We start from the raw sequence: 12307 nt of genomic DNA, 5'->3' as shown, positions 1-12307 counted from the left end.
GGGGGGGGGGGGGCGGGGGGTCCCGCGCCCGAGCGCCCCGACCCGGGGGATCTCGGCCGCGAGACCCGTACCGGAGGTGTCGTACCCCGGGGTGTCGCACCCGGGAGTCCCGTACCCGAGGGGTTGGTCAGATCCCCTGCCAGTCCGGCTTGTTCGCGTAGGTGTGCCGGAAGTAGTCCGCGAGCTTCAGCTTGGACGCGGCGGCCTCGTCGACGACGACCGTCGCGTGCGGGTGGAGCTGGAGCGCCGAGGCCGGGCACACCGCCGCGACCGGGCCCTCGACGGTCGCGGCGACCGCGTCCGCCTTGCCCTCACCGGTCGCGAGCAGCACCAGGTGCCTCGCCTCGAGGATGGTGCCGATGCCCTGGGTGATGACGTGATGCGGCACCTGTTCGATGGCGCCGTCGAAGAAGCGCGCGTTGTCCACCCGCGTCTGCTCGGTCAGCGTCTTGATCCGGGTGCGCGAGGCGAGCGAGGAACAGGGCTCGTTGAACCCGATGTGCCCGTCGGTCCCGATCCCGAGCAGCTGGAGGTCCACACCGCCGGCCCCGGCCAGCGACCGGTCGTACGCCTCGCAGGCCCCCTGCACGTCCGTGGCCGTGCCGTCGGGCCCCAGGAACGCGCTCATCCCGATCCCGAGCGGCTCCAGCACCTCGCGACGCAGCACCGAGCGGTAGGACTCCGGATGGTCGGCGGGCAGCCCCACGTACTCGTCGAGCTGGGCTATCCGCGCCCGGGAGGCGTCCACGGCGCCGGAGCGGACCTTCGCCGTCAGCGCCTGGTAGATGGGCAGTGGCGTCGAGCCGGTGGCCACGCCGAGCAGCGCGTCGGGCTTGCGTCGCAGGAGCTGCGCCATGGACTCGGCGATGAGCTCGCCGCCCGACTCGGCGTCCGGAACGATGACAACTTCCACGTTGGGCCTGCCGTTCTGGAGAGAGCTGAAGAGGGGGCTTCGAAGATCTCTGAGGGGTCTATGTGGTTTAGACCAATCTAACAGAGTCGGACCCTCGCTCCCAGGCGGGATCTCTATCCAGCGGTCATGGCGGAATGGATACCGGGGCAGACCGCCGACATTTCTCTAGCATGCGCTATAAAATGCGCTCCATGGTGAACGGCGAGGAGACGAAGACGCAGGCCGGGCCGGTGATCAAGCCCCGCGGCCGCCCCCGCTCCTTCGACCGGGCGACCGCCCTGGAGAAGGCGGTCATGGCCTTCTGGGAGCACGGCTACGAGGCGACCTCCGTCTCCGACCTCACCCGCGTCATGGGCATCGGCGCCCCGAGTCTGTACGCGGCCTTCGGCGACAAGCGGACGCTGTTCGCCGAGGCCGTGGACGCGTACGCGACGCGCTACGGCTCCTTCGGCGAGCGCGCCCTCGTCGAGGAACCCACCGCCCGGGCCGCCGTCGCGCGGATCCTGCGGGAGGCCGCCGTCGCCTACACGCTGCCCGGCCGCCCGCGCGGCTGCCTGGTCCGCCACGCGGCCGCGAACTGCGCGAGCCCGGAGGTGACGGAGTCGCTGCGCGCCCGTCGCGTCGCCGACATCGCCGCCGTGGAGAGCCGGATCGGACAGGACGTGGCGGTAGGGGAACTGCCGGCGGACGTCGACGCCGCGGCGCTCGCCCGGTACACCGGCGCTGTCGTCCAGGGCATGTCCCAGCAGGCCCGGGACGGGGCGAGCCGGGAGGAACTGGAGGCGGTCGCGGAAATTGCCATGGCCATCTGGTCCCGCGGGTGGACCCGCGCGGGCTAGGCTTCCAGGGGTCAACCGGACATCGCCGAAAACAAACAGTCTCCGACGCATGGACACACCTAGTGGTCTAGTCCAGAATGCGTAGGACGGTTGACAACACAACGAGCCTCCGCCCTCCCCGCACAGGAGAGCGGACCGAGGATCCGGTGCTCTCTGCCCTGACTGCCCCGGCATCCTCATCCTTCGGCCGATCGGGACCGCACACCCCGTGGCCGATATTGCTCCGGGCTGCGGTGCCGGGAGGGTTGAGGGTCCCTCCCAGGCGCCGCGGCCCGCGGGTGTTTTAGGACCCGTACAAACCGCCGGGTACGCTCGCACACGTGCCCTCCATGAACGAACTCGTACGCCAGCACACGGCCCTCGACGACTCCGACCTCGAGTGGCTCCACCTGCTGGTCTCGGAGTGGCAGCTGCTCTCCGACCTCTCCTTCGCCGACCTGGTCCTGTGGGTCCCCACCCGAGACGGCACCCGGTACGTCTCGGTCGCCCAGATGCGGCCCAACACCGGGCCCACCTCGTACCAGGACGACATGGTCGGCCACCTCGTCCCGAGGGGCCGACGTCCCATGCTGGACATCGCCCTCGACGAGGGCCGGATCGTGCGGGAGGGCGACCCGGAGTGGCGCGAGGAGGTCCCCGTCCGGGTCGAGTCGATCCCCGTACGACGGGACGGGCGCGTCCTCGGGGTGATCGCCCGCAACACCAACCTGCTCACCGTCCGTACCCCGAGCCGTCTGGAGCTCACCTATCTGCAAAGCGCCTCGGACCTGGCGCAGATGATCGCGGCCGGCACCTTCCCGTTCCCGAACCAGCAGGTCGACATGGACGCCTCGCCGCGCGTCGGGGACGGCCTGATCCGCCTCGACGCCGACGGCATCGTGCAGTACGCGTCCCCGAACGCGTTGTCGGCCTTCCATCGGATGGGTCTCGCCGCCGACCTCGTCGGCCAGCATCTGGGACAGATCACCTCCGAACTCGCTCCGACCCGGGGTCCGGTGGACGAGGCGCTGGCCAAGGTCGCCAGCGGCTGGGCGCCGCGCGAGTTCGAGATCGAGGCCCACGACGGTGAGATCCAGTTCCGCGCGATCCCGCTCAAGCCCAAGGGCACCCGCATCGGTTCGCTGGTCCTGCTCCGTGACGTCACGGAACTGCGCCGCCGCGAGCGCGAGTTGATCACCAAGGACGCGACCATCCGGGAGATCCACCACCGGGTGAAGAACAACCTCCAGACGGTGGCCGCCCTGCTCCGGCTCCAGGCCCGGCGCATCGAGTCCGAGCGCGGCCGTGAGGCGCTGGAGGAGGCCGTCCGCCGGGTCGGTTCGATCGCGATCGTGCATGAGACGTTGTCTCAGAACCTGGACGAGAAGGTGGAGTTCGACGAGATCGCCGACCGCGTCCTCGCGATGGTCGCCGAGATCTCCCCGGGCAAGGTCACCGGCCGGCGCACCGGCCGCTTCGGCATCCTGGACGCGGAGGTCGCCACGCCGCTGTCGATGGTGCTGACCGAAATCCTCCAGAACGCCCTTGAACACGGCTTCCGTGAAGGCGAAACCGGCACGGTCGAGGTCTCCGCGGTCCGCGGCGGCACGACGAAGGAGGCCCGGCTGCTCGTCACCGTCCAGGACGACGGCGTCGGTCTGCCCGAGGGCTTCGACCCGCACACCTCCGGCAACCTCGGCCTCCAGATCGTACGGACTCTGGTGGAGGGGGAGTTGGGGGGAAGCTTCGACATGGTCCCGGCTCCGGAGCGTGGCACCCGGGTGATCCTGGACATTCCGGTGCGGGGGCAGAAGTAGGCGGGGTGCCAGGCCGGCCCCCTGGTGCGGCGCCGGTCGCCTCCCCAGGGCCGCCCACTTCCGTACAACGCCGGCCACTTCCCGCAACACCGGCCGCCCCGTACAGCATTGAGCCCCGGACCACTGAGTGGTCCGGGGCCGAAAGCTCGTTGCTGCTCTTGCTAAGCGCATCGGGGGTACTGCGCGCTGCGGCTCGGGGGCGGGAGATGCGTACGCGCTGTACGCGCCGCCAAGCTCAGGCTGTTAGCGGGGTGGCTGTTGTCAGGCGGAAGCCTGACGAGCCCGGTTGCGGGCGGCGCGGCGCTTCATGGCGCGACGCTCGTCCTCGCTGAGACCACCCCAGACGCCGGAGTCCTGACCGGACTCGAGCGCCCACTGCAGACACTGATCCATAACGGGGCAGCGACGGCAGACGGCCTTGGCTTCCTCGATCTGCAGCAGCGCAGGACCGGTGTTGCCGATGGGGAAGAAGAGCTCGGGGTCTTCCTCGCGGCAAACGGCGTTGTGACGCCAGTCCATGGCTGCTACCTCTCCTTGGTATTACGTGCAAGTTGCTTGTGAATGTGAACGCTTTCACGAATCCCTCAACAAGTGAAGGGCCGCCCGCCAGGTTCGCTGGCGTGGTCCTTGGATTTGAAGAGGGGTTCCGGTGATCTGTGGAGGCCGATGTAGCGGGCCGTCCCGATCGCCACGTAGAGACTCGCAAACCTCGACGGCGGATACAACCCCTTCCAGAAAGTTTTTTTTGATTCCTCGGTGTCGACTAGGTCACAGCCGTACTTCCATGGGGTGGATCCTGGTCTAAACGTTCGAGTGAAAGGACTTTCGCCCGTTCCGCTCACACAATCACACGCAGTGCACGGCGTACGCCTGTGAACGTCACGCTCGTACGCAGTCCGAGGTGGTCGCCGTCCATCTGAAGGGGCAGCGGCGCCTTCGAATGCAAGGTGAACTGGTCCAGGTCGTGCAGTGAGGTCGCATGCTTGCCATAGGGTCCCCGCTCCGGGGACGAAGTGAGCAACTGGGTGCCATACCGGGCAACCGCGGCCGTGGACAGACGGCTGAGACCGAGTACGTCGAGCCCCTTATCGAACGAGGCCTTAGGCGACGTGTACATCGGGCGATTGCCGAGATACGTCCAAGGGGACGTGTTCGAGACTATGGCGACCACCAGATCGGTGACCGGGTCCTCGCCGGGCCGCTCCACCGTGACCGTGCCGTGCCGCCGGCTGTGCTCCCCGAAGAACTGCCGGACGACCTGACGCACGTACAACGCGTGCGTCGACTTCCTGCCCTGCTCGCGCTGCTGCTCGACCCGGCCGACCACGCCCGCGTCGAAGCCGAGCCCCGCGTTGAAGGTGAACCAGCGGGACGGGACGGACTCGTCGTCGGTGCCGGGCGTACCGGAGGTCAGGCCCAGGCCGACCGTGCGCTCGCGGCCCTCGCGCAGTGCGTCCAGCAGGGCGCCGGTCGCCTCGACGGCGTCGTTCGGCAGGCCCAGGGCGCGGGCGAAGACGTTCGTCGATCCGCCGGGGACCACGGCGAGGCCGGGCAGACGGTCCGGGTCGGGGCCGGCGTGCAGCAGGCCGTTGACGACCTCGTTGACCGTGCCGTCGCCGCCGAGGGCCACTATGAGATCGATGTCCTCGCTCTGCGCCGCCTGCCGGCCCAGGTCGCGCGCGTGGCCGCGGTACTCGGTGGTGACCGCCTCGAGCTTCATCTCGCTCGCGAGAGCGTGGATCAGCACATCGCGCGTACGTGCGCTTGTGGTGGTTGCCGCCGGATTGACCACGAGAAGTGCACGCATGAGTTGCAGCGTACCTACTGGGTGGTACTCGACCCACACCGAGTTGGGGATCGGGTAAGAGATCGGGACGTGAGGCTCGACACGGACGCCCGAAGTGTGCGGGCTACCCTTCTCGGGTGAGCAGCCAGACTCCCGCCAGTTCCCGGACCCCCGCCACCCCGGAGACCACCGGTCCCCGCCCGCGGCGCCTGACGTACGCCGCCGCGCTCGCCGCCCTGGAAGGGCTCGCGTTGCTCGTCGGGGGCTGCTGGATCCTGGTCCTCGGCTTCACCGGCGCCCCGGACGACCGCCGACAGGCCGTCACCGGCGGAGTCACCCTGATCGTGCTCGCGCTGCTGCCGCTGCTCGCCGCCCGCGGACTGCTCGGCCGGCGCGGCTGGAGCCGGGGCCCGGCCGTCATCACGCAGATCATGGCGCTGCCGGTGGCCTACAACCTGCTCCGCTCCGACAGCGTGGCGATCCCGGCCGGGATCGCGCTGGCGGTCGTCGCCGTCACCTCGCTCGTCCTGCTCGTCAACGCCGAGACGACCCGGGCCCTCGGGATCCGGGGGCCCGGAAACGCGCGGCAGCAGGACACGCGACAGCGGGACGCGGGGAAGTAGCCGCTACTCCTCCACCAGCAGTTTCTCCCGCAGCTGCGCCAGCGTGCGCGCGAGCAGCCGGGAGACGTGCATCTGGGAGATGCCGACCTCCTGCGCGATCTGCGACTGGGTCATGTTGCCGAAGAAGCGCAGCAGCAGGATCCGCTTCTCGCGCGGCGGGAGGTCCTCCAGCAGCGGCTTGAGCGACTCCCGGTACTCGACCCCCTCCAGCGCCTCGTCCTCCGCGCCGAGCGTGTCGGCCACCGCCGGGGACTCGTCGTCGGTGTCGGGCACGTCCAGCGACAGCGTGGAGTACGCGTTCGCGGACTCCAGGCCCTCGAGGACCTCCTCCTCCGAGATGGCCAGCTTCTCGGCGAGCTCGTGGACCGTGGGGGAACGGCCGTGCTGCTGGGAGAGCTCGGCGGTCGCCGTGGTGAGGGCGAGCCGCAGCTCCTGGAGCCGGCGCGGCACCCGCACCGCCCAGCCCTTGTCGCGGAAGTGCCGCTTGATCTCACCGACGACCGTCGGGGTCGCGTACGTCGAGAACTCGACACCGCGCTCCGGGTCGAACCGGTCGACCGACTTGATCAGGCCGATGGTGGCGACCTGGGTGAGGTCGTCCAGCGGCTCTCCGCGGTTGCGGAAGCGCCGTGCGAGGTGTTCGACGAGCGGCAGGTGCATACGGACCAGCCGGTTGCGCAGCTCTGCGTACTCGGCGCTGCCCTCCTTGAGTCCGCGCAGTTCGACGAACAGGGCCCGAGCTCCGCTGCGGTCCTGCGGGTCGTGGTGCGTGGCCCGCGGCGCGGTCTGCGCCTCCGGCTTCTCGTCTCGCTCGTGCTCGCTCATCGTCCCGCCCGTTGCCCTTCCCCGAGCCCTCGCCTCGGCCCGGACGGGGAAGGCCCCGGTCCGCCGCATCCGAGGCGCGCCCTGCACGGCACCTTCCCGATCCCGCTGCCCGTCGTCGTCCAGGAATCCGGCCTCCGAGGTGTCGTCCTCCGGATGCGGCCGGGCCTGGTCGGGGATTCCGTCGATGCCGTCCGCCATGCGTCGGGAACCGTCCGGAGCAGCGCTCTCGGCCGGCAGCTCCCGTGTGCCGCGTTCTTCGTCCCGCACCGGCCCGTCCCCGTCCCTCACGCCGGCCCGGGTCCCGCGCCGCGCTGTTTGTAGAGGCTGATCGACACGGTCTTGTCTTCGTCGACGGCGGAGGAGACCTTGCCCGCGAGGGCGGACAGCACGGTCCAGGCGAAGGTGTCCCGTGACGGAGCGTGACCATCCGTGGTCGGCGCGGAGACGGTGACCTCGAGCGAATCGTCGACGAGTCGGAAGACACAGCTGAGCACGGAGCCCGGCACGGCCTGCTGGAGCAGGATCGCGCACGCTTCGTCCACTGCGATGCGCAGGTCCTCGATCTCGTCCAGGGTGAAGTCCAAACGGGCTGCGAGGCCGGCCGTGGCCGTCCGCAGCACCGACAGGTAGGCACCCGCAGCCGGCAGCCGGACTTCCACGAAGTCCTGGGTCGCGGGCTCGCCTGCGATCTGGGACACCCTCACCTCCAAGGTGGTACAAGCTTTTCGGGGCCGAGGGTCGCCCCTCGGGGTAACGCGAAGTGTGGTTCAGCGGTGACGCTATCGCGCTCTCGACTTTGCTGTCCCCAGGACCCCAACCCCTTGCTGTCACTCATAGTAAACCTACGGATACGCTCCGTGGCTAGGGGTCTGCGGGCCCAAATGGGAAGAGCGCGCGCCGGGTTGACGTACCCAGACGTCAGACGGTCGAACCGTACCCGTCGGACGGTAGGGCACGTGCCCTACCAGGGTCACACGAGGACGTGATCCACGAAGCACCAACGCCAGTCCTCGCCCGGTTCGAAGGTCCGCATCACCGGGTGTCCGGAGTCCTTGTGGTGTCCTGTGGCGTGCCGGCCCGGTGACGAGTCGCAGCAGCCGATGTGGCCGCAGGTCAGGCACAGGCGCAGCTGCACCGGGTGCGTACCGTCCGCCAGACACTCCGGACACGTGACGCTGAGCGCGTCGGGTTCCGGGTGCGGCAGCGCGTCGGCGTGCGTGCACTGTTTCATGATTGCCAGATTACGACGGCTGCGCGGCCGACCGCGCGGAATTCGAGGGCGGGCGGGAACCATGGACGTGATGCCACTGCTGTTGCTGGTGGCCGGAAGCGCCGCGATCGCCGCGGCCGCCCGGCGAACCCCCGTGCCGGCACCGCTGCTGCTGGTCGCGGTCGGCCTGGTGGTGTCGTATCTGCCGGGGGTGCCGGACTACACCCTCGATCCCGACGTCGTCCTGCCGCTCCTGCTGCCGCCGCTGCTGTACACGTCGGCCACCGACAGTTCCTACCTCGGCCTGCGGGCGCAGCTGCGTCCCGTGGCGCTGCTGTCGGTGGGTTACGTGCTCTTCGCGACCTTCGTCGTCGGCTGGGCCGTGTACCAGATCGTGCCGGAGATGCCGCTGACGGCGGCGCTGGTGCTGGGCGCGGTGGTGGCGCCGCCGGACGCGGTCGCGGCCACGGCGGTGGCCCGCCGGGTCGGGCTGCCGTCCAGGGTCACCACGGTCCTCCAGGGCGAGTCGCTCCTGAACGACGCCACCGCCATCACCGCCTACAAGGTGGCCCTCGCCGCCGCGGTGGGCGAGGGCGCCACCTGGGCCGGGGGCTTCGGCGAGTTCCTGCTCGCGGCGGTCGGCGGTGTCGGGGTCGGTCTGGTCCTGATGGCGCCGATCCACTGGCTGCGCACCCGCCTGAAGGAGCCCCTCCTCCAGAACACGCTGTCCCTGCTGATCCCGTTCGTCGCGTACGCGGTCGCCGAGCAGTTCCACGCCTCCGGTGTCCTCGCCGTGGTCGTCGTCGCCCTCTACCTGGGCCACCGCGCGTGGGAGGTCGACTTCGCGACCCGCCTCCAGGAGACGGCGGTGTGGAAGATGGTCGCCTTCGTCCTGGAGTCCGCGGTGTTCGCGCTGATCGGACTGCAACTGCCCGTGGTCCTGCGCGGACTCGGGGCGTACGAGGGCAGCGACGCCGCCTGGTACGCGACCGCCCTCTTCCTGGTGGTCGTCGTGACCCGGTTCGTGTGGGTGTATCCGGCGACCTTCGTGCCCCGGCTGCTGTCGGCGCGGATCCGCGACCGGGAGGAGAATCCCACCTGGAAGGGGGCGATGGTCACCGCCTGGGCCGGCATGCGGGGCGTCGTCTCCCTGGCCATCGCCTTCTCGATCCCGCTCACCATGCACCACGGCGAGGCCCCCTTCCCGCAGCGCAACCTGATCCTGTTCCTGACCTTCACCACGGTCATCGGCACGCTGGTGGTGCAGGGCCTGAGCCTGCCCCCGCTGATCCGCCTGCTGAAGTTCCCCGAGCCCGACCCGCAGGCCGCCACCCTCGCCGAGGCCAACGCCCAGGCACAGGCCTCCCGGGCCGCCGAACGGCGCCTGGACGAACTCCTCGCCGACGAGCGCAACGCCCTCCCGCCGCCGCTCGCCGACCGCCTGCGCATGGTCCTGGAGCGCCGCCGCAACGCCGTTTGGGAGCGGCTCGGGCAGGTCAACCCGGTCACCGGCGAGACCATCGACGACACCTACAGCCGCCTTTCCCGGGAAATGATCAGCGCCGAACGCGCCGTCTTCGTGAAGCTGCGCGACGGCCGCTACATCGACGACGAGATGCTGCGCACCCTGCTGCGCAGACTGGACCTGGAGGAGGCGGCGGCCTACCGGGAAGCGGCGTGAGGGCGCCCGTCACGGCCGTCCGGTGATCACAGCCGCGAGGGTGCTTCCCGGTGGGAGGCGGCCCTCTTCGGCGAGAGTGACAAGTCCGTAGAGCAACTTGGCGACATAGAGACGTTCGACGGGCAGGCCGTGGCGCTGCTCGAAGTCCTCGGCGAAGGCGTCGAGTTCGGGGGTGGTGCGGGCGTAGCCGCCGAAGTGGAAGCGGTCGTCGAGCGACCAGTCGCCGCGGCGGGCGCCGAAGGCGCGCTCCTGGAGCGTGCCCACCTCGGCGGTCAGGAAGCCGCCCCTGAGGACCGGTACGCCAAGGGCGCGCTGGTCGGGGGCGAGGCCGGCGGCCAGGCCGGCGAGGGTGCCGCCGGTGCCGCAGGCGAGGGCGACCACGTCGGCCCGGCCGCGCAGTTCGGCGCCGAGGGGGACACAGCCGCGGACGGCGGCGGCGTTGCTGCCTCCCTCGGGGACGACGTACGCGTCCCCGGCGCCGGCCGCGCGCAGGATCGAGGCGAGGGTCCGCGGGTCGTTCTTGTGGCGGTAAGTCGATCTGTCGATGAAGTGCAGGCGCATTCCGTCGGCCGCGCAGCGGGCCAGTGAGGGGTTGAGGGGGCGCTCGGCCAGCTCCTGCCCTCGGACCACGCCGGTCGTGGACAGACCGAGGAGACGGCCGGCGGCGGCGGTGGCCCGCAGATGGTTGGAGTAGGCGCCCCCGAAGGTGACGATCGGGCGCCCGGCCGCCGCGTCGAGGTTCGGCGCCAGCTTGCGCCACTTGTTGCCGATCAGCTCCGGGTGGATGAGGTCGTCGCGCTTGAGGAGCAGCCGGACGCCGTGCCGGGCGAACCGGGCGTCCGCGACCTCCTGCAACGGCGAGGGGAGCCGGGGGCGCAGCGAGGCGAGGACGTCGGGGCCGGTCACCCGGCCATTGTCGGACACGTGAACGGGTCGGGTCACTTCGCCCGGCCGCGCGCCGCCGCCGGCCGCGTCTCGGGCGGGACTGTTCCCTGTGCCCATCGCGACGGTGATCCATTCCCGCTCGTTCGTGTAATAGCACCGGCACGCTCCGTGATGGAAGGCTGGTCGCGAGATCGGTGCTCGGTGCGATCGGCACCGGTGCATGACCGGGAGGGCAATTCAGAATGTCGGTAGGCGAAGAGGTCCGCACGGATCAGGGCAAGCCGCAGCAGAGCCTCGGCACGGCCGCAGCGCGGAACCTGGCCACCACCACCAAGTCCGCTCCCCAGATGCAGGAGATCAGCTCCCGCTGGCTGCTGCGGATGCTGCCCTGGGTGGACGTACAGGGCGGTACGTACCGGGTCAACCGGCGGCTGACCTACGCGGTCGGCGACGGCCGTATCACGTTCGTGAAGACAGGTGACCGGGTCGAGGTCATCCCCGCCGAGCTGGGCGAACTGCCCGCCCTGCGGGACTACGAGGATGAGGAGGTGCTCGCCGAGCTCGCCCAGCGCTGCCGGCAACGGGAGTACGCGCCGGGTGAGTTGATCGCCTCGTTCGGCAGCCAGACCGACGAGGTGTACCTGCTGGCGCACGGCAGGGTGGAGAAGGTCGGCACGGGCCCGTACGGCGACGACGCCGTGCTGGGGGTGCTCGCCGACGGCTCGTACTTCGGTGAGGCGGCGCTGATCGACCCGGACGCCATCTGGGAGTACACCGCCCGCGCGGACACCGCCTGCACGATGCTGATCCTGTCCCGCCAGGACGTCGACCAGGTCGCCGAGCGCGCCGACTCACTGCGCGAGCACATCGGGCGGCTGCGCGCGGCTCCCGAGCAGCACACCAACAAGTACGGAGAGAGGGCCGTCGACCTCGCGGCGGGCCACTCCGGCGAGCCCGAGATCCCGCACACCTTCGTCGACTACGACGCCAGGCCGCGCGAGTACGAACTGAGCATCGCCCAGACCGTGCTGCGCATCCACACCCGTGTGGCCGACCTCTACAACCAGCCGATGAACCAGACCGAGCAGCAGTTGAGGCTCACCGTCGAGGCGTTGAAGGAGCGCCAGGAGCACGAGCTCGTCAACAACCGGCAGTTCGGGCTGCTGCACAACTGCGAATACGACCAGCGGCTCCAGCCGCACGACGGCGTGCCGGGTCCGGACGACATGGACGAGCTGCTCAGCAGGCGGCGCGGCACGAAACTGTTCCTCGCCCATCCGCGCGCGATCTCCGCGTTCGGCCGCGAGCTCAACAAGCGCGGACTCGTTCCCGAGACGATCGACGTCGGCGGCAACCGCATCCCCACCTGGCGTGGCGTCCCGATCTACCCGTGCAACAAGATCCCGGTCACCGAGGCCCGGACCAGCTCCATCATCGCGATGCGTCTCGGCCAGGAGGATCAGGGCGTCGTCGGTCTGCGGCAGTCCGGCATCCCGGACGAGATCGAGCCGAGTCTCTCGGTGCGGTTCATGGGTATCAACGAGCAGTCGATCATCAACTACCTGGTGACGGCGTACTACTCGGCCGCGGTCCTGGTGCCGGACGCGCTCGGCGTCCTGGAGAACGTCGAGATCGGCCGCTGGCGGTGACCTTCCCCGTCGGCCTGTCGTGTCCCCGCCCGTCAGGGCGGGTACACCTGAGGAATAGGTGCCCTGACGGAGCGCAAGCGCCGCCGTCCGCCGACTCTGC

12 protein-coding genes are annotated in these 12307 nt (G+C 70.1%); 5 read left to right on the top strand and 7 right to left on the bottom strand.

Annotation, left to right across the window (positions count from 1 at the left end):
* Window positions 1-127: 127 nt before the first annotated feature.
* Window positions 128-913, bottom strand: coding sequence for a glucosamine-6-phosphate deaminase (gene nagB, locus ACFV0T_RS09655; protein ID WP_385776312.1), 786 nt, complete (start codon window positions 911-913; stop codon window positions 128-130).
* Window positions 914-1104: 191 nt separating this feature from the next.
* Between nagB and ACFV0T_RS09650 the strand changes: the two genes are divergently transcribed.
* Together ACFV0T_RS09650 and ACFV0T_RS09645 are read left to right on the top strand one after the other, a co-directional pair.
* Window positions 1105-1752 carry a TetR/AcrR family transcriptional regulator gene (locus ACFV0T_RS09650; RefSeq protein ID WP_385776310.1) on the top strand — a complete coding sequence of 216 codons (648 nt, stop codon included), beginning with the start codon at window positions 1105-1107 and terminating at the stop codon, window positions 1750-1752.
* Between the two features lie 329 nt (window positions 1753-2081).
* Window positions 2082-3548, top strand: coding sequence for a sensor histidine kinase (locus ACFV0T_RS09645; protein WP_385776330.1), 1467 nt, complete (start codon window positions 2082-2084; stop codon window positions 3546-3548).
* Window positions 3549-3809: 261 nt separating this feature from the next.
* Here the strand turns inward: ACFV0T_RS09645 and ACFV0T_RS09640 are convergent, their stop codons facing one another.
* On the bottom strand, window positions 3810-4067 hold the full coding sequence (locus ACFV0T_RS09640; RefSeq protein ID WP_006142322.1) for a WhiB family transcriptional regulator: 258 nt from the start codon (window positions 4065-4067) through the stop codon (window positions 3810-3812).
* 319 nt (window positions 4068-4386) lie between these two features.
* A complete protein-coding gene (locus tag ACFV0T_RS09635; RefSeq protein WP_385776308.1) occupies window positions 4387-5355 on the bottom strand; it encodes a diacylglycerol/lipid kinase family protein in 969 nt (322 codons plus the stop codon).
* 116 nt (window positions 5356-5471) lie between these two features.
* Between ACFV0T_RS09635 and ACFV0T_RS09630 the strand changes: the two genes are divergently transcribed.
* On the top strand, window positions 5472-5957 hold the full coding sequence (locus ACFV0T_RS09630) for a hypothetical protein (protein WP_385776306.1): 486 nt from the start codon (window positions 5472-5474) through the stop codon (window positions 5955-5957).
* 3 nt (window positions 5958-5960) lie between these two features.
* On the opposite strand, the gene ACFV0T_RS09625 is transcribed toward ACFV0T_RS09630, so the two are convergent.
* The 3 genes from ACFV0T_RS09625 to ACFV0T_RS09615 form a co-directional block, all read right to left on the bottom strand.
* A complete protein-coding gene (locus ACFV0T_RS09625; protein WP_385776304.1) occupies window positions 5961-7070 on the bottom strand; it encodes an RNA polymerase sigma factor SigF in 1110 nt (369 codons plus the stop codon).
* Window positions 7067-7480 (bottom strand): anti-sigma regulatory factor, encoded by a 414-nt coding sequence (locus ACFV0T_RS09620; protein ID WP_004925829.1) that lies wholly within the window; start codon window positions 7478-7480, stop codon window positions 7067-7069. The genes ACFV0T_RS09625 and ACFV0T_RS09620 overlap by 4 nt, the downstream gene beginning before the upstream one ends.
* Before the next feature lie 272 nt (window positions 7481-7752).
* Window positions 7753-8013, bottom strand: a complete 261-nt coding sequence (locus tag ACFV0T_RS09615) for a UBP-type zinc finger domain-containing protein (protein WP_385776302.1) — start codon at window positions 8011-8013, stop codon at window positions 7753-7755.
* 61 nt (window positions 8014-8074) lie between these two features.
* On the opposite strand from ACFV0T_RS09615, the gene ACFV0T_RS09610 reads away from it, so the two are divergent.
* A complete protein-coding gene (locus tag ACFV0T_RS09610; RefSeq protein ID WP_385776300.1) occupies window positions 8075-9673 on the top strand; it encodes a Na+/H+ antiporter in 1599 nt (532 codons plus the stop codon).
* Between the two features lie 9 nt (window positions 9674-9682).
* Here ACFV0T_RS09610 and ACFV0T_RS09605 read toward each other — a convergent pair whose 3' ends face one another.
* A complete protein-coding gene (locus tag ACFV0T_RS09605; protein WP_385776298.1) occupies window positions 9683-10579 on the bottom strand; it encodes a 1-aminocyclopropane-1-carboxylate deaminase/D-cysteine desulfhydrase in 897 nt (298 codons plus the stop codon).
* Window positions 10580-10800: 221 nt separating this feature from the next.
* Here ACFV0T_RS09605 and ACFV0T_RS09600 point away from each other — a divergent pair, with 221 nt between their 5' ends.
* Complete coding sequence (locus tag ACFV0T_RS09600; RefSeq protein ID WP_385776296.1) at window positions 10801-12207, top strand: family 2B encapsulin nanocompartment shell protein; 1407 nt, start codon at window positions 10801-10803, stop codon at window positions 12205-12207.
* Window positions 12208-12307: the final 100 nt, after the last annotated feature.

It is taken from the genome of Streptomyces sp. NPDC059582 (assembly GCF_042735715.1).
Classification (GTDB): domain Bacteria; phylum Actinomycetota; class Actinomycetes; order Streptomycetales; family Streptomycetaceae; genus Streptomyces.
Note: the sequence above shows the minus strand (reverse complement) of the source record. Positions and strands in the feature narration are given on the sequence as shown.

Excerpts from the sequence above, each read along its gene's own strand:
- ACFV0T_RS09600 (WP_385776296.1), top strand. The coding sequence starts at position 10,801 with ATGTCGGTAGGCGAAGAGGTCCGCACGGATCAGGGCAAGCCGCAGCAG.
- ACFV0T_RS09610 (WP_385776300.1), top strand. The coding sequence starts at position 8,075 with ATGGACGTGATGCCACTGCTGTTGCTGGTGGCCGGAAGCGCCGCGATC.
- ACFV0T_RS09650 (WP_385776310.1), top strand. The coding sequence starts at position 1,105 with ATGGTGAACGGCGAGGAGACGAAGACGCAGGCCGGGCCGGTGATCAAG.
- ACFV0T_RS09640 (WP_006142322.1), bottom strand. The coding sequence starts at position 4,067 with ATGGACTGGCGTCACAACGCCGTTTGCCGCGAGGAAGACCCCGAGCTC.
- ACFV0T_RS09615 (WP_385776302.1), bottom strand. The coding sequence starts at position 8,013 with ATGAAACAGTGCACGCACGCCGACGCGCTGCCGCACCCGGAACCCGAC.
- ACFV0T_RS09635 (WP_385776308.1), bottom strand. The coding sequence starts at position 5,355 with ATGCGTGCACTTCTCGTGGTCAATCCGGCGGCAACCACCACAAGCGCA.
- ACFV0T_RS09645 (WP_385776330.1), top strand. The coding sequence starts at position 2,082 with ATGAACGAACTCGTACGCCAGCACACGGCCCTCGACGACTCCGACCTC.